Source organism: Methylophaga lonarensis MPL (assembly GCF_000349205.1).
GTDB lineage: Bacteria > Pseudomonadota > Gammaproteobacteria > Nitrosococcales > Methylophagaceae > Methylophaga > Methylophaga lonarensis.
This window is the reverse complement of record NZ_APHR01000074.1, coordinates 1-21,250: the sequence shown is the minus strand read 5'-3', so window position 1 is coordinate 21,250 and position 21,250 is coordinate 1. Positions and strand designations below refer to the sequence as shown.

20 protein-coding genes and 2 pseudogenes are annotated in these 21,250 nt (G+C 49.2%); 16 read left to right on the top strand and 6 right to left on the bottom strand.

Annotated features, from left to right (window positions below; all coding sequences use genetic code 11):
• Window positions 1-289 precede the first annotated feature (289 nt).
• The 11 genes and pseudogenes from MPL1_RS11930 to glmU all read left to right on the top strand — a co-directional run bounded on the left by MPL1_RS11930 (window position 290) and on the right by glmU (window position 8,941).
• Window positions 290-706 (top strand): ATP synthase subunit I, encoded by a 417-nt coding sequence (locus MPL1_RS11930; protein WP_161604023.1) that lies wholly within the window; start codon window positions 290-292, stop codon window positions 704-706.
• 8 nt (window positions 707-714) lie between these two features.
• The gene (locus tag MPL1_RS14480) at window positions 715-1,278 is read left to right on the top strand and encodes a FoF1 ATP synthase subunit A (RefSeq protein WP_407635251.1); all 564 of its coding nucleotides are present in this window, start codon (window positions 715-717) and stop codon (window positions 1,276-1,278) included.
• Window positions 1,241-1,615, top strand: coding sequence for a FoF1 ATP synthase subunit A (locus MPL1_RS14475; RefSeq protein ID WP_407635250.1), 375 nt, complete (start codon window positions 1,241-1,243; stop codon window positions 1,613-1,615). Before MPL1_RS14480 ends, MPL1_RS14475 begins: the two co-directional genes overlap by 38 nt.
• Before the next feature lie 63 nt (window positions 1,616-1,678).
• On the top strand, window positions 1,679-1,915 hold the full coding sequence (atpE, locus tag MPL1_RS11920) for a F0F1 ATP synthase subunit C (protein ID WP_009727388.1): 237 nt from the start codon (window positions 1,679-1,681) through the stop codon (window positions 1,913-1,915).
• A gap of 45 nt (window positions 1,916-1,960) precedes the next feature.
• Window positions 1,961-2,431, top strand: a complete 471-nt coding sequence (locus MPL1_RS11915; RefSeq protein WP_009727387.1) for a F0F1 ATP synthase subunit B — start codon at window positions 1,961-1,963, stop codon at window positions 2,429-2,431.
• A gap of 13 nt (window positions 2,432-2,444) precedes the next feature.
• The gene (locus MPL1_RS11910) at window positions 2,445-2,978 is read left to right on the top strand and encodes a F0F1 ATP synthase subunit delta (RefSeq protein WP_009727386.1); all 534 of its coding nucleotides are present in this window, start codon (window positions 2,445-2,447) and stop codon (window positions 2,976-2,978) included.
• Between the two features lie 25 nt (window positions 2,979-3,003).
• Window positions 3,004-4,545 carry a F0F1 ATP synthase subunit alpha gene (gene atpA / locus MPL1_RS11905; RefSeq protein WP_009727385.1) on the top strand — a complete coding sequence of 514 codons (1,542 nt, stop codon included), beginning with the start codon at window positions 3,004-3,006 and terminating at the stop codon, window positions 4,543-4,545.
• A 13-nt stretch (window positions 4,546-4,558) separates the two neighbouring features.
• Window positions 4,559-5,425 carry a F0F1 ATP synthase subunit gamma gene (gene atpG / locus MPL1_RS11900; protein WP_009727384.1) on the top strand — a complete coding sequence of 289 codons (867 nt, stop codon included), beginning with the start codon at window positions 4,559-4,561 and terminating at the stop codon, window positions 5,423-5,425.
• Window positions 5,426-5,474: 49 nt separating this feature from the next.
• Window positions 5,475-6,850, top strand: a pseudogene (gene atpD, locus MPL1_RS11895) (F0F1 ATP synthase subunit beta).
• A gap of 18 nt (window positions 6,851-6,868) precedes the next feature.
• Window positions 6,869-7,291, top strand: coding sequence for a F0F1 ATP synthase subunit epsilon (locus MPL1_RS11890; RefSeq protein ID WP_009727383.1), 423 nt, complete (start codon window positions 6,869-6,871; stop codon window positions 7,289-7,291).
• 286 nt (window positions 7,292-7,577) lie between these two features.
• Window positions 7,578-8,941: pseudogene (gene glmU / locus MPL1_RS11885) on the top strand (bifunctional UDP-N-acetylglucosamine diphosphorylase/glucosamine-1-phosphate N-acetyltransferase GlmU).
• 416 nt (window positions 8,942-9,357) lie between these two features.
• On the opposite strand, the gene bfr reads toward glmU, so the two are convergent.
• Window positions 9,358-9,837, bottom strand: coding sequence for a bacterioferritin (gene bfr / locus MPL1_RS11880; protein WP_009727382.1), 480 nt, complete (start codon window positions 9,835-9,837; stop codon window positions 9,358-9,360).
• A 196-nt stretch (window positions 9,838-10,033) separates the two neighbouring features.
• On the bottom strand, window positions 10,034-10,354 hold the full coding sequence (locus MPL1_RS13635) for a hypothetical protein (protein ID WP_152417671.1): 321 nt from the start codon (window positions 10,352-10,354) through the stop codon (window positions 10,034-10,036).
• A 180-nt stretch (window positions 10,355-10,534) separates the two neighbouring features.
• Between MPL1_RS13635 and MPL1_RS13500 the strand changes: the two genes are divergently transcribed.
• Window positions 10,535-10,684: a DUF3096 domain-containing protein gene (locus MPL1_RS13500; RefSeq protein WP_009727381.1), complete on the top strand. Its 150-nt coding sequence runs from the start codon at window positions 10,535-10,537 to the stop codon at window positions 10,682-10,684.
• Between the two features lie 72 nt (window positions 10,685-10,756).
• On the opposite strand, the gene gdhA is transcribed toward MPL1_RS13500, so the two are convergent.
• From gdhA to MPL1_RS11860, 3 genes are all read right to left on the bottom strand, one after another.
• Window positions 10,757-12,100, bottom strand: a complete 1,344-nt coding sequence (gene gdhA, locus MPL1_RS11870; protein WP_009727380.1) for an NADP-specific glutamate dehydrogenase — start codon at window positions 12,098-12,100, stop codon at window positions 10,757-10,759.
• A 157-nt stretch (window positions 12,101-12,257) separates the two neighbouring features.
• Complete coding sequence (locus MPL1_RS11865; RefSeq protein ID WP_009727379.1) at window positions 12,258-13,637, bottom strand: DegQ family serine endoprotease; 1,380 nt, start codon at window positions 13,635-13,637, stop codon at window positions 12,258-12,260.
• Window positions 13,638-13,659: 22 nt separating this feature from the next.
• Window positions 13,660-14,547, bottom strand: a complete 888-nt coding sequence (locus tag MPL1_RS11860; RefSeq protein WP_009727378.1) for a DnaJ C-terminal domain-containing protein — start codon at window positions 14,545-14,547, stop codon at window positions 13,660-13,662.
• Window positions 14,548-14,704: 157 nt separating this feature from the next.
• Between MPL1_RS11860 and MPL1_RS11855 the strand changes: the two genes are divergently transcribed.
• Window positions 14,705-16,795, top strand: a complete 2,091-nt coding sequence (locus tag MPL1_RS11855; protein WP_009727377.1) for a TonB-dependent receptor — start codon at window positions 14,705-14,707, stop codon at window positions 16,793-16,795.
• A gap of 98 nt (window positions 16,796-16,893) precedes the next feature.
• Here the strand turns inward: MPL1_RS11855 and MPL1_RS11850 are convergent, their stop codons facing one another.
• The gene (locus MPL1_RS11850; RefSeq protein WP_009727376.1) at window positions 16,894-18,378 is read right to left on the bottom strand and encodes a RimK family alpha-L-glutamate ligase; all 1,485 of its coding nucleotides are present in this window, start codon (window positions 18,376-18,378) and stop codon (window positions 16,894-16,896) included.
• Window positions 18,379-18,542: 164 nt separating this feature from the next.
• Between MPL1_RS11850 and MPL1_RS11845 the strand changes: the two genes are divergently transcribed.
• The 3 genes from MPL1_RS11845 (at window position 18,543) to MPL1_RS11835 (ending at window position 21,250) form a co-directional block, all read left to right on the top strand.
• Window positions 18,543-19,616, top strand: coding sequence for a DUF2817 domain-containing protein (locus MPL1_RS11845; protein ID WP_009727375.1), 1,074 nt, complete (start codon window positions 18,543-18,545; stop codon window positions 19,614-19,616).
• Window positions 19,606-20,724: a GNAT family N-acetyltransferase/peptidase C39 family protein gene (locus MPL1_RS11840; RefSeq protein ID WP_009727374.1), complete on the top strand. Its 1,119-nt coding sequence runs from the start codon at window positions 19,606-19,608 to the stop codon at window positions 20,722-20,724. The genes MPL1_RS11845 and MPL1_RS11840 overlap by 11 nt, the downstream gene beginning before the upstream one ends.
• Window positions 20,725-20,800: 76 nt before the next feature.
• A complete protein-coding gene (locus tag MPL1_RS11835) occupies window positions 20,801-21,250 on the top strand; it encodes a sigma-70 family RNA polymerase sigma factor (RefSeq protein WP_009727373.1) in 450 nt (149 codons plus the stop codon).

Sequence of the window (21,250 nt, the reverse complement as noted above, 5' to 3'; positions counted from 1 at the left end):
GGGTAACCTGATGGTGAAGCCGATCTCAAAGTTTTATACCACGCCCATTGCCAGAAATTTAACTTAACCCCAAAATCACTTGATACATAATCAAGCCAGGATCTGTTTTTACTGATACTGTCATCACCTCAACTAAGAGAAACGCTGACACAGCTGTCAGTAAATTTCCAATTTCTTCTGCACATGGCATGAGATCTCAGCAAGTCACAAATCTGCAATTTTCTTCTGACTAAAATAAATAAAAGCAAGATAGTCGTTGACCACGTAAAGCTTCGGTCTATATAATTCCTTGATTTTGCTTAAGGCAAAACTTAAGATCCGACGGATAAAAATGGAGCAACTAACCAGGGTTAAGCCGGTAAATCAGTTGTTAAAAACACAATTCATCGTGTTGCTGATTATCGTTGCAAGTGTCTTCTGGTTATATGGCAAGGAACTCGCCACAGCCGTTTGCTTCGGCGGCTTGATTAGCGTGTCAAACACGCTGCTGCTGAAGTGGCATTTGCTGAGAACAGCCCAACGAGCGGGCGCCAGTCCGATGGACAATCTCAGCGGCGCATACAGGTGTATTGTCGAACGATGGATACTAACCATAGCCATGTTTGCTGTTGGCTTTGCGGTATTGCAATTTACCGCAGCAGGTTTGCTCCTCGGCTTCGTTGCAATGCAAGTAGTTTTGTTATTTGGATATATGAAACAGGCTTGAGATAAATCATGGCGGAAGAGCTAACAGTATCATCACATATCAAGCACCATCTTCAGAACCTGGCTTTTGGCCGGAAGCACGAAGAAATCGAACCAGGCGTCTGGGAGCCCACCGGCCAATGGGGTTTCGCTCTCTCCTCTGGAGAAGCATCACAAATGGGCTTCTGGTCTATTCATGTTGACACGATGTTTATGTCAATCATGCTGGGAACACTGATGATGTGGTACTTCCGCAGTGTTGCCAAGAAAGCTTCGGCAGGTGTTCCGACTGCCATGCAGAATTTCGCGGAATGGATCATCGAGTTTGTAGACACAACGGTGCGCGGCTCATTCAGCGGTGGTAAAACCACTTTTGTTGCACCACTAGCCCTGACCATCTTCGTCTGGGTATTCCTGATGAATCTAATGGACCTTGTACCAGTCGATATCTTCCCTCAAATCGCAGCACACACAGGTTCCTTCCTCTTCGGCGTCGACCCCCCACGACGTATACTTCAAAATCGTTCCCACCACAGATATCAATGCCCCACTCGGCATGGCTATTACGGTCTTGCTGCTGATTATCTTCTTTAGCATCAAGATCAAAGGTCTGGGCGGTTTCTTCGGTGAACTGGCATTCCAGCCGTTCGGCAAAAAAATGCTGCCATTCAACTTCGCACTTGAAGTGGTGACTTTGCTGGCAAAACCTTTCTCGCTGGCCATGCGTTTGTTCGGTAACCTCTACGCCGGTGAAATGATCTTTATTCTGATCGCCATCATGTACAGCGCTGGCATGGTCATTGGTTCGTTAGGTGCTCTGTTACAAGTGGGCTGGGCAATTTTCCATATTCTGATTATTACTTTGCAGGCGTTTATCTTCATGGTCCTGACAGTGGTGTATCTGGATATGGCTCATCAGGAACATCATTGATTCTGAGTGGGTTTTTAGTGTTATTTTTTGTGTAATTTTTATCTGAGAGTTTAGGAGAAAAAAATGGAAACAGGTATTGGTCTGATTTATCTGGCAGGTGCACTGATGGCTGGTCTGGGTGCTCTGGGTGCTGCAATCGGTATCGGTCTGCTGGGTGGTCGTTTTCTGGAATCAACCGCTCGTCAACCTGAACTGGTTCCAGTTCTGCGTACCCAATTCTTCCTGGTTGCAGGTCTGCTTGACGCGGTACCAATGATTTCTGTTGGTCTGGCCATGTACGTTCTGTTCGCTGCGGTATAACAAGTCATTTAACTTAATCCGTCGCGATAACAAAGAGGTACAGGCATGAATATCAATGCAACTTTGATAGGTCAGTCAATTGCTTTCCTGTTCTTCGTTGGCTTCTGCATGAAATATGTATGGCCACCGATTATGCAGGCGCTCGAAGAGCGTAAGAAGAAAATTGCTGATGGTCTTGCTGCGGCTGAACGTGGCAGACACGAACAAGAGTTGGCAGAGAAGCGTGCTCAGCAAGTCATTCACGAAGCTAAGGACAAAGCAAACGAAATCATCAGCCAGGCACAGCGTCGTGGCAATGAAATCGTCGATGAAGCCAAAGGTAGTGCCAGGGTTGAAGGTGAAAAAATCATGGCGGCTACCAAAGTCGAAATCGAGCAGGAAGCCAATCGTGTCAGAGAAGAACTCAGATCTCAGGTGGCTGCAGTTGCGCTGACTGGCGCAGCAAAAATTCTGAGCCGTGAAATCGACGACAAGGCACACACTGACTTGCTCGAAGAGTTGGTAAGCCAAATCTAGAGGAACTTTTAGGATGGCAGAAGCAATAACCGTCGCACGTCCTTATGCAAATGCTGTGTTTGCAGTTGCCAAGGAAGAGGACCGGCTGAAACAGTGGTCCGAACTGCTGGGATTGCTGGCACAGTGTGTGGCAGATGCCGATTTGCAGAGGCTGATCACCAGCCCAGCAGTGAGTGATCAGCAGACTGTTGATGTACTTGTAGACATCGCAGCTGATCTGGCAAGCGACTCCGTACGTAATTTTTTGTCCTTACTGGCAGAAAACAATCGTCTACTACTGCTGGATGACATAGCAGTCATTTTTGAAGAGCTTCGTGCCGAGGCAGAGCAGTCGCTCACCGCTGAGGTGATTACAGCGAAACCGCTGACCGATGAACAAGCCAGCAAGATCTCTGCAGCGCTCAACAAACGTCTTGGCAGAGACATCACACTGGATGTCAGCGTAGATGAGAGCCTGCTGGGTGGCGCGATCATTCGAGCCGGTGATCTGGTTATTGACGGATCTGCCCTGGGTAAACTGAACAGACTGGCCAACGCTCTAAGCTAAGCGGCCCGTTATAGAGGAAAGATAGATGCAACTGAATTCAGCTGAAATCAGTGAACTGATCAAAAAACGTATAGCGAGTTTTGACGGGGCAACTGAAGCGCGTACAGAAGGTACAGTCGTCGGTGTAACCGATGGTATTGTTCGAATCCACGGTCTGGCAGATGTCATGTCCGGTGAGATGCTGGAATTCCCGGGCCAAACATACGGCATGGCGCTTAACCTTGAGCGTGATTCTGTCGGTGCGGTTGTTCTGGGTTCATACCAGCACATCACTGAAGGTGATAAAGTCAAATGTACTGGCCGTATCCTAGAAGTGCCAGTCGGTGAAGCTCTGCTGGGTCGTGTTGTTGACTCGCTGGGTATGCCCATTGACGGCAAAGGTGATATCGCTGCCAGCGAATCTTCACCAATCGAAAAAGTCGCTCCAGGTGTAATCGCTCGTAAATCTGTTGATCAGCCTATTCAAACAGGTCTGAAATCAATCGACGCGATGATCCCGGTTGGTCGTGGTCAGCGTGAGTTGATTATCGGTGACCGTCAAACGGGTAAAACCGCTATTGCCGTTGACACCATCATCAACCAAAAAGGTACAGGCGTTAAATGTATCTATGTGGCGATTGGTCAAAAAGCTTCCTCTATTGCCAACGTAGTTCGCAAACTGGAAGAAAACGATGCTTTGGGTCACACCATCATCGTTGCGGCATCTGCTTCTGATTCAGCAGCACTGCAATTCATCGCGCCATACGCCGGTTGCGCCATGGGCGAATACTTCCGTGACCGTGGTGAAGATGCACTGATTATTTATGATGACTTGACCAAGCAAGCTTGGGCTTACCGTCAGGTTTCGTTGTTGCTGCGTCGTCCGCCAGGCCGTGAAGCATACCCTGGTGACGTTTTCTACCTTCACTCACGCCTGCTGGAACGTGCTGCTCGTGTTAACGAAGACTACGTTGAAAAATTCACCAATGGTGCGGTGAAAGGCAAAACCGGTTCATTGACCGCCCTGCCTATCATCGAAACCCAAGCCGGTGACGTATCTGCTTTCGTACCAACCAACGTTATCTCAATCACAGACGGTCAGATCTTCCTGGAAACCGACCTGTTCAACGCGGGTATCCGTCCTGCGATTAACGCCGGTCTGTCGGTATCTCGTGTTGGTGGTGCTGCTCAAACCAAGATCATCAAGAAACTGGGTGGTGGTACTCGTCTTGACTTGGCTCAGTACCGTGAACTGGCAGCCTTTGCTCAGTTTGCTTCTGATCTTGATGAAGCAACACGTGCCCAAATCGGTCGCGGTCAACGTGTTACAGAGCTGATGAAGCAAAAGCAATATCAGCCACTGTCGGTTGCTCAAATGGCGCTGTCCTTGTATGCCGCTAACGAAGGCTTCCTGGATGATTTGGAAGTCAACAAAGTGGGTGATTTTGAAGCGGGTCTGCACAAGTATGTCGCTGAGAAACATGCTGATTTGGTGAAAACCATCGACAGCACCGGTGACTTCAATGATGACATCGCTGGTCAGATGCGTAGTGCGATTGAAGCATTCAAAGCCACTGGCAACTGGTAAGCGGGAGTAAGTCATGGCTAGCGGTAAAGAGATACGGACTCAGATATCAAGCATCAAAAGTACGCAGAAGATCACTTCTGCGATGGAGATGGTTGCTGCGAGTAAAATGCGTAAGGCTCAGGATCGCATGGCAGCGACACGTCCTTATTCTGAAAAAATCTATGGTGTTATCCAGCATCTGGCACATGCGCGTCCGGAGTACAAACATCCGTACCTGCAAGATCGCATCGAAGCGACACGTGTTGGTTACATCGTCATTTCTTCAGATCGCGGATTGTGTGGCGGCTTGAACAATAATCTGTTCAAGGCGTTGCTCAGTGATATCAAGGATAAGCGCAATAAAGGCATCGAAATCGATGTTTGTACCATCGGACAAAAAGCCAGCAACTTCTTTAGCAGATTGCCGGTGAACCTGGTGGCTCAAAAAGCCCAATTGGGTGATGCGCCAAAGCTGCAAGATCTGATCGGTACGGTGAAGGTCATGCTGGATGCCTACACAGAAGGCCGTATCGACAGCCTCTATCTGGTTTACAACGAGTTTGTAAACACCATGACCCAAGAGCAGAAAGTACTGCGTTTGATTCCCGTCAAACCAGAAACACCTGATGAGCTGCTCAAATACCCTTGGGACTACATCTATGAGCCGGACGCTAAAGATGTACTGGATGACTTGCTGGTCCGTTATATCGAGTCACTGGTATATCAGGCAGTCGTAGAAAACTTTGCCTGTGAGCAGGCTTCTCGCATGATTGCGATGAAAAATGCGTCTGATAATGCCGGCAATATCATTGATGACCTGCAATTGGTTTATAACAAGGCCCGTCAGGCTGCGATCACTCAGGAAATTTCCGAGATCGTTGCAGGTGCCGCTGCGGTATAACAGAAATAATAGGGGCTGAGCAGCCCGAACTTATGAAAGAGGAAGCAAGATGAGCTCTGGAAAGATTGTACAAATTATCGGTGCGGTCGTTGACGTGGAGTTTCCACGTGACAGCCTGCCAAAAGTTTACGATGCTTTGAACGTCGAAGAGGCCGGCCTCACCCTGGAAGTACAGCAACAATTGGGTGATGGTGTTGTCCGTGCGATTGCCATGGGTACCACAGATGGTCTGAAGCGTAGCCTTGCCGTGACTAACACAGGCAAACCAATCAGCGTACCTGTTGGTCAGAAAACGCTGGGTCGTATCATGGACGTTCTGGGTAACCCAATCGACGAAAAAGGCGATATCGGCGAAGAAGAGCGTTGGGGTATTCACCGTAAAGCACCTACTTTTGACGAATTGTCTGCCAGTAACGAACTGCTGGAAACCGGTATCAAGGTTATCGACCTGGTCTGCCCATTCGCTAAAGGCGGTAAAGTCGGTCTGTTCGGTGGTGCCGGTGTAGGTAAAACCGTCAACATGATGGAATTGATTCGTAACATCGCGATCGAGCACAGCGGTTTCTCGGTATTTGCCGGTGTCGGTGAGCGTACACGTGAAGGTAACGACTTCTATCACGAAATGACGGACTCAAACGTTATCGACAAAGTATCACTGGTTTACGGTCAGATGAACGAGCCACCAGGTAACCGTCTGCGTGTTGCTTTGACGGGTTTGACCATGGCGGAATATTTCCGTGATGAAGGTCGTGACGTACTGTTCTTCGTTGACAACATTTACCGTTACACACTGGCCGGTACTGAAGTATCAGCCTGCTGGGTCGTATGCCTTCAGCGGTAGGTTATCAGCCAACACTGGCTGAAGAAATGGGTGTACTGCAAGAACGTATCACCTCTACCAAAGTCGGTTCTATCACTTCTATCCAAGCGGTATATGTACCTGCGGATGACTTGACTGACCCTTCACCTGCGACTACCTTCGCTCACTTGGACGCGACCGTTGTACTGTCTCGTTCTATCGCCGAGCTGGGTATTTATCCTGCGATTGACCCGCTGGATTCGACTTCACGTCAGCTGGATCCGCTGGTTGTGGGTAATGAACATTACGACGTAGCTCGTGGCGTTCAGAACACACTGCAACGATATAAAGAACTGAAAGATATCATCGCCATTCTGGGTATGGACGAACTGTCTGAAGAAGACAAACTGTCTGTGTCACGTGCGCGTAAAATTCAGCGTTTCATGTCTCAGCCATTCTTCGTAGCAGAAGTATTTACCGGTGCACCTGGTAAGTATGTCTCGTTGAAAGACACTATCGCTGGTTTCAAAGGCATCTTGGCAGGCGAGTACGATTCACTGCCAGAACAAGCGTTCTACATGGTTGGCAACATCGAAGAAGCTGTTGAGAAAGCCAAGAAGTACTAATCTTTTCGGAGGTATCACATGGCTATGACAATCCATGTTGACATTGTGAGTGCAGAACAATCGATTTACTCAGGTACCGCTGAAGTGGTTATTGCTTCTGCAGAACAGGGTGAAATCGGTGTCTACCCACGCCATGCGCCATTACTGACACGTTTGAAAGCGGGTGAAGTTCGCTTGCTGAAAGGTGGTCAGGAAGAGCAGTTTTATGTCTCTGGCGGCATGCTGGAAATTCAGCCTGACGTTGTCACTGTCCTTGCAGATACTGCTCTGCGAGCAGCGGATGTCGATGAAGCGGCTGCTATACAAGCGAAAGAAGCTGCCGAACAGGCACTTAAAGATCAGACTTCAAAAATGGACTACGCTGAAGCAGCAGCACAACTCGCAGAAGCGGTGGCCCAGCTACGCAGTATTCAACGGATGCGTAAAGGCAAAAAAGGCTGATTATTCAGTCTTGAATCAAAAAAACAGGGCCGTCCATTGGACGGCCTTTTTTTTTGCCCGATTTTTAAGTGGAACCACAGAGACACAGAGGCACAGAGAAAGCCAGTATTGAGAAACCCGTCACCTGAGCCTCAGATCAGGCTGCCTTAAACAGTGATTTATTAGGTAACCTAGACAACCATTTAATAATTTGGAAATCTCTGTGCCCTCTGTGTCTCTGTGGTTAAAATCATATCAACCAACTATCTGCTAGAATGCCTTTTTACCTCAACCTACAAGCCGTTATATGTCTCTAACCATTGTTATTCTCGCTGCCGGCAAGGGCACTCGTATGAAATCCAGCAAGCCCAAGGTGATGCATCGCCTGGCGGGCAAACCATTGCTGCAACATGTGATCGACACCGCCAAACAATTGAGCCCGGAGAATCTTGTTGTTGTCTGTGGCAACGGTGGTAATGAAGTGGTGCCCTATGTGCAGCATCAGAGCATTGAAACGGTCATGCAAGTTGAGCAGAAGGGCACGGCCCATGCTGTGGAGCAGGCCAAGGCAAGTTTTGCCAACAGTGATGAGGTGCTGGTGCTGTATGGCGATGTGCCGTTGATCAGTGCTGAAACGCTGCAAGACTTAATTGGCTGCGGCGATCACAACAGTCTGAAAGTGCTGACGGCAATTTTGGATGATCCCACAGGATATGGTCGAATCGTTCGAGATTATGATGACAATATGTTGAGCATTGTCGAACACAAAGATGCTGACGAAGAAACCTTGCTCATCAATGAAATCAATACCGGCATTATGTGTATTCCCGGTAAATGGTTGGCTGAAGCGTTGTCACACATCGACAACAATAACAGTCAGGGCGAGTATTACCTGCCGGACCTGATTGCTATGGCTGTTGCTCAAGGCATCAGCATCAACTCTGTCACCTGTGAAGATGAAATGGAAGTTGCTGGCGTCAATAACCGCGTGCAACTGGCGGAATTGGAAAGTTATTACCAGCAAAAACGTGCAACAGCGCTGATGATGGCAGGCGTGACTTTTTGTGACCCTGCCCGAATTGATATTCGTGGCCAGCTTGAAGCCGGTCAGGACATTACCGTTGATATCAATGTGATTTTTGAAGGCGATAATAAAATTGCTGATAACGTCAGCATCGGCGCTAACTGCATTATTATTAACAGCATCCTCCATGAAGGCGCAGAAATTCTGCCCAACAGTATTGTTGAAAACGCCGAAGTCGGCGCTCACTGCTCAGTCGGACCATTTGCCAGATTGCGTCCCGGCACCAAGCTGGCAGCCAAGGCCAAAGTCGGCAATTTTGTTGAAATCAAAAATGCAATATAGGATTAGGCTCAAAAATTAATCACCTGAGCTATATCGGTGATACCGATATGGGGGCGGATGTAAATATTGGTGCCGGTACCATTACCTGTAACTACGATGGTGCCAATAAGCATCGTACGGTGATTGGCGATCGGGTGTTTGTAGGCTCTGATACGCAGTTGGTGGCACCGGTGACTGTTGAGGATGGGGCGACGATTGGGGCGGGGTCTACTATTCGGAAAACGGCTCCTGCTGATGCGTTGACGTTGACTAAGTCGGAGCAGAGGACGGTTAAGGGGTGGCAGAGGCCGGTTAAGAAGAAGTAGTTTATTCCGCGATAAGCCTTTGGTAGGGTTGAGGTACGAACCCCAGCAATCTGAAACATACGCCTCACACTTTTCGCTGCCGCTGGGCGTTCATTTCTTTTGTTTGCCCAAAAGAAACGAACCAAAGAAAAGGGCACCCGACATTGCCTTGTTTCCAAAAATTAACTTTGTTTTATGGCGTGGTCGAAAATTGATTCGTGGCGTCCATGCCACTCACCCTTCGGGCGCTTCCGGCGTCCAAATTTGTTCCAGACAAATTTGTCGCTGCGCTCAGACACTCGACCACTTAACCCATAAAACAAAGCCAATTTTTGGCGGCAATAGACGGGGGTTTAACGGAGTATCTACAAAAAAGCCCCTTGTTGAGGGGCTTTCTGTTTGTCAGCGACGGTTATATGCGTCGTCTCAAATGTGGTTCATGCTTCGGCCAGTGTCATGGCTTGCAGGTAGTTGGCTAAGCCCATTTTTTCGATCAGGCCCAGTTGTTGTTCCAGCCAGTAGGTGTGATCCAGTTCGGTATCTTCCAGTTGTTTGAGTAACATCTGGCGGGTTTCGAAGTCGTTTTCGGCTTCACAAAGGGCAATACCGTCGCGCAATGCTTTGACCACGGCATATTCAAGGTTCAGGTCGTTTTGCAACATTTCCGGGACGGTGTGGCCGACATGCAGCGGTTCACGATGTGTCAGGTCGGGCATGCCGCCGAGGAATAAAATCCGTTTGATCATTTGATCGGCGTGGGCGGTTTCATCCTGCATTTCATGGGCGATGCGGTCATACAAACGTTTCAAGCCCCAATCTTCGTACATTCTCGAGTGAATAAAGTATTGGTCCATCGCGGTGAGTTCGCCAGCGAGGAGGGTATTGAGCAAGTCGATGACTTTTTGGCTGCCTTTCATAAGTACTTCCCTGATGATGTTTGACGTATTCTCTAGGGATTATCTCATGCAACCATTACAAATGGCAGTGACTGTGGCTTGGTGGGCCATGCAAATCTGGTATTGGCGCTTCTCAGAGTTACAGCGCAATAGACTGGATTAAATGGAGCGACGGCCTTGCGTTTGATAAGCAATAGCCGTCGCTCCGATGGTCTTGTTACCAGCGATGATGACGCTGATGGCCTCTATGATGACCGCGTGGGGCTTGATAATGGTGGTGGTGTACGACCGGGCCGCGGTAGGAACGCGGGTGATGATAATGGCGATGATGGTGCTTGGGCGCTCGGTAATGGCGAGGCCGGTGATAATGATGGTAGTGTACGCCATAGCTTGGGCCGTAATAGGTGTAGGGAACGCCGAAACCGATGTTAATGCGAACATCTGCATTTGCGGGTTTGGCAATAAAGCCTGATAAGCCAATCATGACGATAGTCATGAGCATCAACAGGCTGGTTTTACGGGCAGTCGACAGTGACATGATGTGTTCCTCGCTACGCTATGTTGATGGCAATCAGCTTAGATCGCGCGCAAGCAAGTTTGCGTCAATTAATGTAAATAAATGTAAAAACAATCAGATGGTTAGAGAGAGATGAGGCCAAAAGGCCTAGCTTAGTTTGATTCTGAATATCGCTGAAAAGTTAAAAGACACGGAGTAAATATGACGATTGCCTTAACCCCATTAATTTCAATTATCGCTGGTATTCTGATCCTGCTGGTGCCGCGGTTGTTGAACTACATTGTGGCCATGTATTTGATAGTGATCGGCATTGTTGGTTTGCTGGGGACCAATATCACTTTCACCCCGTAAAGACCAATTCTTCAGGCTGCTTGAAATGCTGTTCTGGCCGTCATTGCCGGCCAGAACAGTATGACAAACCGATCAAATAACGCCGAAGGCCAACATGGCATCGGCGACCCTGCGAAACCCGGCAATATTGGCACCGACCACGTAGTTGCCGGGCTGGTCGAATTCTTCAGCTGTTTGGCAGCAGTTGCGATGAATATTGATCATGATTTCGTGTAAGTGCTCTTCACTGTAATCGTAGCTGCTACTATGAGTTGCGTTGTGTTGCATTTCCAACGCTGAGGCGGCGACGCCACCTGCATTGGCGGCTTTACCTGGTCCAAATGCAACCTTGTGCTGATGAAACAGGGCCACGGCTTTTTCGGTGCAGGGCATATTGGCACCTTCACAGACGGCAATACAGCCATTATCAATCAGAGTTTGCGCGTCCTTATCCTTCAATTCATTCTGGGTGGCGCAGGGGAAGGCCACATCACAGGCGATATCCCAGATATTTCCGTTTTCAAAGTATTCGGCCTCAGGGTGATGTTCCAGATATGCTTTTATTCGCTGGCGTTCGACTTCTTTGACTTGAATCACGGCATCGACATCAATGCCATTTTTGTCAAAAAGCACCCCGTTGGAATCTGAGCAGGCAATCACTTTTGCACCGGACGCCTGTAGTTTTTCCATGGCATAGATCGCAACATTTCCTGAGCCTGATACCACACAGGTTTTGTCTGTCAGGCTGTTGTTGTTGGCTGCCAGCATTTCTTCGGCAAAGAAAACCGCGCCGTAGCCGGTTGCTTTTTTGCGGATCAAGGTGCCGCCCCAGTTGGGGCTTTTTCCCGTCAACACACCGGATTCATAACGGTTGGTGATGCGTTTGTATTGACCAAACAGGTAGCCGATTTCACGACTGCCAACGCCGATATCACCTGCAGGTACGTCGGTGATCTCCCCAATATGTCGATACAGTTCCGTCATAAAGCTCTGACAAAAGCGCATGATTTCATTGTCGGATTTGCCTTTGGGATCGAAATCAGCTCCGCCTTTACCGCTGCCGATTGGTAGACCGGTCAATGCATTTTTGAAAGTCTGCTCAAAGGCCAGAAATTTCATGGTGCCGAGAGTGACACTGGGGTGAAATCTTAATCCGCCTTTGTAGGGCCCAAGCGCACTGTTAAAGCCGACGCGGTAACCGCGATTGATTTGGATCTGGCCTTGGTCATCTACCCATGGAACGCGGAAAATTATCTGTCTTTCCGGCTCACACAATCTTTCCAGAATTTTTTCTTCGCGATATCTGGGATGCTTGTCCAGCACTGGCGCGAGCGTTTCCAGGACTTCATGCAAGGCTTGATGAAATTCGGGTTCACCGGGATTGCGATCAACGATTTGTTGGTAGATATATGCGGTTGTTTGGGGCGTAGACGTCATAACCTCACCTGAGTGTAATTGTATGCGGCACAATTCTGATCGTGCTGAATAGCGGTGTGTTCAATAAACTGACAGGCAATGTTGCCAGAAGTTGAACATCACTTCGCTGGCAACATTGCACAACAGGGATGAGCCGGGACACGCCCGGCTCATCAGCTTAACGTAACAGAATAAACATCGCCTGATCACCTCTGACGATGTTGAGTAGCAATTCCGATTGATTCAGGACCAATGGTTTGAAGCTGTCCAGACTATCAACCGCTTGGCGGTTGACCGAGGTAATCACATCATTGCTTCGCAAACCTGATTCCCAAGCAGGGCTTCCTGGGTTGACGGAATAGATCACCACACCTGAGACAGAGCCATAGTAGGGTGAATCAGGCTCCATATCTCCAAAGGTAGCACCCGCCAGCCGTGGATGAGCCTCGGAGCTGCCGCGTTGCTGAACATTTTCCAGTACTGTTGCGCGGATAGTCTGCGATTGACCATCGCGGATGACATCAAGCTCAATGGTCTGACCAATAACCAGCAAGCCGATAAAATTACGCAGATTGTCGGCACTGCGAAGTGGAGTGCCATTCACAGCTGTCACCACATCGCCGACTTGCAGACCCGATTGCTCTGCCGCAGAGCCGGGCACTACATGCGTGACAATCGCGCCCCGGCTGGCTTCTATGTTGAAAGCCTGAGCCAGATCCGGCGTGATGTCCTGCATTTGCACACCCAGATAAGCGCGGCGAACTTCGCCATGTTCCAGCAGTTGGTCAGTAATCTGTCTGACCAGGTTGCTTGGAATGGCGAAACCAATGCCGATATTGCCGGTATTTTGCCCCGGCGAGAAAATCGCTGTGTTGATGCCGACCAGTTCACCACGCAGGTTCACAAGTGCACCACCGGAGTTGCCCGGGTTAATGGAAGCATCCGTCTGAATAAAGTTTTCGTAGCCTTCAATGCCCAAACCACTTCGACCCAGAGCGCTGACAATGCCTGAAGTGACGGTTTGACCAAGACCGAAAGGGTTGCCGATGGCGACCACAAAATCGCCAACGCGCAGTTTGTCAGAATCCGCCAGTGGCAGGGCCGTCAGTGACTCTGCCGGAATTCTAATCAAGGCAACATCAGTCGCCGGATCGGTACCCACTACTTCTGCCTGAAAGCTGCGACCATCAACTAGTGACACCGTAATTTCATCAGCACGCTGAATGACGTGATTGTTGGTCAACACCAAACCTTGTCTAGCATCGAAAATAACGCCAGATCCCAGGCTTTGGGTGGTGCGGTGCCGTGGTTGTTGGGGAGGCAGATCAAAGAAGCGCCGGAAAAAAGGATCGCTGAGCAGCGGGTTATCCTGAACCCGAACCTGGCTTCGCGTGGCAATATTCACTACCGCCGGTTTGGAGCGTTCCAACATTGGGGCCAAGGTTGGCAGTTCATCACTCTGGCCGTTCAAGTTGAATGGCAATGCAGCAATGGCTACCTGTGCCAGCAAGGTCAAACCGGCCAGCCACAACACAGCAGATTTCAGTTTAAGCGTCATAGGGAGGCTCCGTTAGTTGGGTCTATTCCATGTTTTCCCGAGGATTGAATGGCATTTTGTCTGCCATTTGTCGGTAAAAGTTTTGTTGCTCTTCCGAGAGTGCTGGAGGCGTCATGATTTGTAGCACAACAAACTGATCTCCGGACGTTTTTCCTGGCAGTCCGCGTCCCTTCAGGCGCATTTTTTGGCCACTGCGCGCTCCGGCGGGGATAGTTAAACTGATTTTTCCGGCAAGTGTGGGCACCGTGACTTTGTCACCCAAGGCTGCCTCCCAGGGTGTGACTGGCAGATCCAGATAAACATCACGACCTTCCAGGCGAAACAGCCGGTGTGATGCGATATTGACCTCTAAATAAAGATCACCTGCTTTGCCGCCCATGCCTGCTTTGCCCTGGCCATTGAGTCGGATTTTTTTGCCAGACTCGATACCTGCCGGAATCTTTACATTGAGCGTGCCGGTTTGTTTAGCGCCTGTCGGACGGCGAATGGTTTTGTTGGCGCCATTGAAAGCGTCTTCAAGCGTGATAGTAATTTTGGCATTAACATCTTCTCCAGCAGCAAAAAAGTTGTCGCCAGGGCCGCCGCCCATGCCGCCACCAAACATGTTTTCAAAAAAGCTGCTGAAATTGCCACGGCCAAAGCCACCGACATTTTCTTCCCAGCCGGGGGGTGGGGTGAAGGATTGCCCATGCCGAAACTGACCGCCGAATTGATCGTACTGAGCACGTTTTTCAGCGTCTCGAAGTACCTCATAAGCTTCACCGACTTCTTTGAATTTTTCTTCGGCATTCGCTTCTTTGCTGACGTCGGGATGATATTTGCGAGCCAGTGTGCGGTAGGCCTTTTTGATCTCATCCTGCGATGCACCACGGGCCACACCAAGCACCTTGTAATAGTCTTTGTATTCCATACACCTAAACACTGACAGATTAATGACAAACTACATGGGGTTTATATGGTGATTTTCAACTGATTTTAGGGATTTTTCTGATGTTGGCTCAGGATTGCCATGAGAGAATGCCGCACATTCTGTAATGACAATTACCCTAAAAGACGAATAATAAACCATGAAAAAACGACAAAAACTTTCCATTCTGGTGGCCCTTGCCAGTGCACAAATGGCAGGCCTAGCCATCGCGGAAACCGATTACCTGCTTGATGAGCTGGTGGTGACAGGGACTCGCTCAGGCGCTTTGTTACTTGAGCAGGCAGGTAATACCGCGCGAATTTCAGAGCAGGATATTGATCTGGTGCGTGCCGACCATCCCAATGAAATAGTTAATCGAGTACCTGGGGTAATGGTTCAGAGAGGCAATGGTCAAGAACACCTGACCTCTATTCGCTCTCCAGTGTTGACTGGTGGTGCCGGTGCAGGCTCATTTTTGTATTTGGAAGATGGTATTCCGTTACGTGCGGCCGGTTTTGCCAATGTGAATGGTTTGTTTGAAGTCAACCATGAACAGGCTGGCGGCATTGAGGTTGTTCGTGGCCCGGGTAGCGCTCTGTACGGTTCCAATGCCGTGCACGGTATGATCAACTTTCTGACGCGTGCTCCCTCGCTGGATCTGGAGCGCCAGATTGATTTGTCGGCGGGACCGCATGATCTCTATAAAGGTAAGTTTACTGTTAGTGATACGGTTGGTGCACATGGCTATCGTTTCAGTATCAACGGCACAACTGATGGCGGCTACACCAACCGATCAAATAATCCGGGGGTGATTTCAAGAAAAGCTGGTTACGATCAGCAAAAAATGACTTTCCGTCATGATTACACTGGTGAGATTGATAGTTTTACGACGGTATTCAGTGCGACTAACCTGAATCAAGAAACTCAAGGTTACGTTCCCGGAAAGCGTTCCTACAGAAGTAGCCGCGACTCAAGAACCCGCTTTTCTAATTCTTATCGCGATGCAAAAGCAACGCGTTTGTCTGTGCGCTGGGATCGTGAGGTTTCAGACAGAGCAACATTCAGCCTGACACCATATATGCGGCATACGGAGATGGAATTCCTGATGGATTTTCTTCCAGGCCAACCCGTTGAGAAAAATCGACATACCAGTGCCGGTCTTTTGGCGGCATATGATATCGACCTCGATGGCGGGCATCGTGTGATCTTTGGAACGGACTTTGAATATACCCGTGGCCGTTTATCAGAAGAGCAGTTCAATCCGGCCCAGGCCGGGTTTTTGCCCGGACTTCATTATGACTACAAGGTTGATGCCACAGTAGTCGCCCCATATGTGCATGCCGAATGGCAATTAGCTGAACGCACTCGCATGATCACAGGCCTGCGTTATGAGTTTACTCGTTACGACTATGACAACCGTACTGATGAAGGTCGGTTTGGCAATAACTTCCGCCCAGATGATGGTAAAGACAGATTCCACAACGTCAGCCCGAAACTTGGCTTGGTTCAAATGCTGACTGATGAGATGAGTGTGTTTGTGAATTACGCTCGTGGCAACCGTGCTCCTCAGACAACAGATTTGTATCGTCTGCGTAGTCAGCCAGGCTTAGATGAAGCCAGGGCCGGCCGCGCGAACTCCGAGAAGATGGATAGTATTGAGTTGGGCGTTCGCCGTTTGGGGCAGGGCTTGCAGTACGAAGTCACCACTTACTACATGAAAAAGCGAGACTACTTTTTCCGCGATAGTAACAACGACAACGTAAACGGAAAAACAGAGCACTATGGCGTAGAACTGGCCCTCTTTTATCCACTTTCAGAACAGTGGGATGTGGCGGCTAACGTGACTTTTGCTCGGCATTTGTTTGATTTCGATTATTTAGGGGCAAATCCGGTTAACCCATTGGTTGGGCCAACCAACATTAGTGACGGTAATTACTTGCCTTCGTCGCCTCGTCGAATGAGCAATATCCGCCTTGGTTGGAATTTCCTGCAAAACAGCCGTGCAGAGTTGGAGTGGGTGCATGTGGATCGCTACTACGTCACTGAATCTAATAATCAAAGCTACAGCGGGCACGATGTGTTCAATCTGCGAGCATTCCATTCAGTTAACCAAAACCTGACGCTGCATGCCCGAGTTCACAATTTGTTTGATACCAGTTATGCCGAGCGTGCGGACTTCAACAATGGAGATTTCCGCTACTTCGTCGGCGAGCGTCGCGGTTTGCATGTTGGCTTGACCTACAGCTTCTAACCAGCGTCTGCAGGCACAATAAACAAGCGGCTTACTGGCCGCTTGTTTGTTTCTGGCGTCTCTAAATCTAATAAACGGCCGGTGAAGCTTTTGAGGTTTTAGCGGCGGTGGGTTTTTTTCAGTTCCAGCCGACGCAGAAACTCGCGCATGATGTCGTCATACAAAGCTGGCCCAAGGTATGCGTCCTCAACGCCACTGTCGATGCTGGGGTTATCGTTGATTTCGATCAGTACGACCCGACTTCCGCTTTGTTTGATATCAATGCCGTAAAGACCATCTCCGACCAGTTTCGCCGCTTTTGTTGCTATTTTTAGTACTTTTTCCGGAACTTCACTCAGTGGAATTGCGGCCGACTTACCACTGGCAGTGCCTTTTTTGGTGTTGTGGTTGTATATCTGCCAGTGGCCTTTGCTCATAAAGTACTGGCAGGCATACAACGGTTTGTTGTTAAACACGCCAATTCGCCAGTCATAGTCGGTAAACATGAACTCCTGCAGCAGGATGATGGCGGATTGCTGGAAAAAGTCGGCGGCGTTCAGGCGTAATTCCTCTGCTGAATTAACCTTGATGACGCCTTTGGAGAATGCGCCATCAGGAATTTTCAGCACCAGCGGAAAGCTTGCGGTTTCGCAGATTCTCTCCAGTCCCTCATCATCGTGCCGGTAGAGCAAGTGTGATTCTGGCATCGGCAGTTTGTGTTTCTCAAGCAGCTCTTTGAGAAAAATCTTGTTGGTGCAACGAATGATAGAAGTGGGGTCATCAATGACCACCAGGCCCTCACTCTCTGCCCGGCGAGCAAACTTGTAAGTGTGGTTGTGAATGGCCGTTGTTTCACGAATGAATAAGGCATCGTATTCGGCAAGCCGAATGTAGTCGCGGCGGGTAATCAGCTCGACATCTATACCAATACGCTTGCCACTGGCAATAAAGCGTTTTAAGGCCGCGGCATCGCTGGGCGGCATTTTTTCGTCCGGGTCGTGCAAAATTGCCAGATCATAGCGATATTGACGACGTTTCGATGGTTTTCGCCACAGTTTGTGGTTAAAAGCATCCAGTGCACTGGCAAAACTGTCTTGCTCGGTTTCACTCAGCTGGTTTAATGCGCCGGCGCGCACTACGTTGATAAGCCAGTGCCCTTTATTACTGAATTCGATTTCTATAATCGGGCAGGGAAACTGTTCGTAGATCTGTCTGGCCAGCTTTTGCAAGGGTTTAAAGTCGCATTGTCCAAAAAAAACCTTGAGTCGAAATTGACTCTGACTGCGGTTGTCGCTGGCGGCAATGATTTTGTCCAGCTGTGCACTGAAATCAGACAAGTCATACGCGTAAAGACTCTTGCGTGACAGATCGTTAATGGTACGAAGGCTGGGGATTACCCGATGCCCACGTGCTTCCGACACCATGGAGCAGTAGTAACCAGGGCTCAGATACTCCAGGCTGCGGCAGAGATTGATAATTTGCGCAGTGCCCGCTTCATGCTGCGTGGGGGTTTGCAGGTATTGATTGACTGCGATCACCTGTGCGCTGGGGAAGTAGGGTGCCCAGTCGTCAATATTTTCAACTATTATCAGATGGTTACTCATGTTTTCCCTATTGTGTGCTGGGGGCTTGTCATTGCTACAGTTTCAATAATAAGGTGTATGACAGCAGCCTATGGAAAATATTTTTGCAGCACGACCGTCGAACTGGTCAAAATCAACAAAGTCGCCTATTCTTCGCGAAATTTTGTACAGGAGAACTGCCCGCCATGTATGCCGATGCTGTTTGTAGCGTGTTTTCACAGCGCTACTCCGGTGCTCGTGACAAGTTTGTCTCTGCAGTTGAGACCAGCTCCATTGTCGAAAAGCTGACTAATTTTGCCCATCCATTAAAGGGCCCGAAAAACGAAAAGCTTTTTTGTGATGTTGCCTGGGCCGGCAACCTGAAAGCCAAGAATGTATTGGTGCTGGTGTCGGGCCTGCATGGTGTAGAAGGCGGCGTTGGATCCGCGATTCAGTCGGACTTTATTGGTCGGCATCGACGTCTACCATCAGACATCTGCGTTGTACTCATTCACGCCATTAACCCATGGGGCTTTGCCTATGCCTCGCGAAACGATCATGAAGGCATCGATGTGAATCGTAACTTCATAGATTTCGATGCAGCCAAACCTGACAGCAGCAAGGTGATGGAGGCCTGGCAGCAAATTCGTCATGGTAAAACAGACTTTGCCACCGTAGGTATGGACAGGGCACAGTTTGATTTGCTCACTCAGGGACAGTATGAAGATCCGAACACACCGTACTTCGGTGGAAATGCTGCCAGCTGGTCACGGCAGACCATTGAGCAAGTGGTGGCTCAGATCAAACCAGACAAGCGTGATCGCGTGTTAGTGATTGATATTCACAGTGGTCTGGGGGCTTATGGTTTTGGTGAGTTGATTAGCGACCACCCGGTGGACAGCCCGGCCAACCTCTATGCCCGGAAGGTCTTTGGTCCAACGGTCACAGAGCCGGCACTGGGTAACTCCAGCTCTGGCCTAAAACTTGGCTTGCATGACTATTACTGGCAGCAACAAGGCGAGCATGTGACATTTTTGACCTTGGAATTTGGAACCTTCAGTGGTCAGGAAATGCTCAGTGTGTTGTCGGCGGATTTAAATCTGCAACAACAAGCTAAGGTTGACTGGACCGATCAAAAGACGCTGGACATCAAACATGCCATGCAGGATTTCTTCTGTCCCGACCATAAGCAATGGCAGGAACTGGTATTGTTCAGGGGCCGTCAGGTCATTGAAATGGCAATGGACGCCTTGAGCGAAACCACTGCTGGTGGACGCTAATCAGGACGACATTGCCATTCGGCAGGCACATCTTGGTGATGTCGAAGCGCTGGTGGCCCTTGAAAAAACCTGTTTTGACAGTGACAGGTTATCCCGGCGCAGTTTCAAATGGATGATCAACAAGGCCAACGCCCAACTGCTGGTCGCTGAAACGCAACAGCAGATCCTTGGATATGTCTTGTTACTCTATGTGCGAGGCACATCCTTGGGCCGGATTTACTCGCTGGCGATTTTGCCTGAACATCGGCAGCGTGGTATCGCCATCCGGCTGATGCAAGCCGCAGAGCATGCTGCCCAGGCTTCAGGACGCAGCTTTATTCGACTGGAAGTCCGACCAGACAACGCAAAGGCCATCCGTCTCTATCAAAACCTTGGCTACAAGCAGTTTGAGATTGTCAGCGATTATTACCAGGATCATGCTGATGCTCTGCGCATGATGAAAGTGTTGCAGCCGCAACCGGAACAACTTCAGCAACACGTTGCGCACTATTCTCAAACAACGGATTTCACCTGTGGCCCCGCCTCACTGATGATGGCAATGAAAACATTGCGACCAGAACTGATGATGGATCGGCAACTGGAATTGCAACTATGGCGAGAGGCCACCACCATTTTCATGACGTCGGGTCATGGCGGTTGCAGTGCACAGGGTTTGGCCCTATCGGCCTGGCGTCGTGACTTTCACACCACACTGATCACCAATCGCAGTGAAATTCCGTTTATCAACGGCGTGCGTAGCGAAGAGAAAAAATCGGTCATCGAATGTGTGCATCAGGATTTTGTTACGCAGATAGAGCAATCCGATATTCAGCAGAGACAGGCAACGGTGGATGTTGCCCTGTTGAGGGAGTATCTGCAGTCAGGTGCGCTGGCGGTTGTTTTAATCAGCTCTTACCGACTCAATCAGAATAAATCGCCGCACTGGGTGGTGTTGGCGTCAATTTCCGATACCTTTGTCTATTTTCATGATCCTGATATTGATTGGGATGATGATAAAACCCTGACAGACAGCCTGTATGTGCCGGTCACCCATAAGGAATTCAATCGCATGCTGGGTTATGGCAAACCACGTTATCAGGCGGCAGTGATATTGCAAAAAACCAGTTGAAAAGCATAGTAAACTTGTCATCATATTTGCAAAACGTTAATGTATATGATTCTCATTAACGTTTGCGAGACCGGTTATGATGGCGGGTTCAAATACCGAATCTGTTTACAAGGATCATCATCAGTGGCTGCTGTCCTGGATTATCAGCAAGGTAGGCTGTGATCAACGCGCTGCGGACCTGACGCAGGATACCTTTGTTCGGCTGTTACTCAATCAGCAAAAACAAAAAGAGCAGCTCACACTTGAGCATCCTCGTGCTTATTTGCGGACGGTAGCAAATGGTCTGGTCATTGATCATTTTCGCAGGCGCTCCCTCGAGCAAGCCTATTGGGAGGTGCTTAATTCACTGCCTGAGCAGGTGGCGATCTCGGAAGAAGACAGGCACCTTGTTTTGGAGACCCTGGACCAAATCGATCAAATTCTCGACAGCTTGCCCGGAAGAATTCGTCAGGTTTTTATTATGTCCCAGATCGATGGGCTTCCTTACAAGACGATTGCCGAACAATTGTCAGTGTCTGAACGCTGA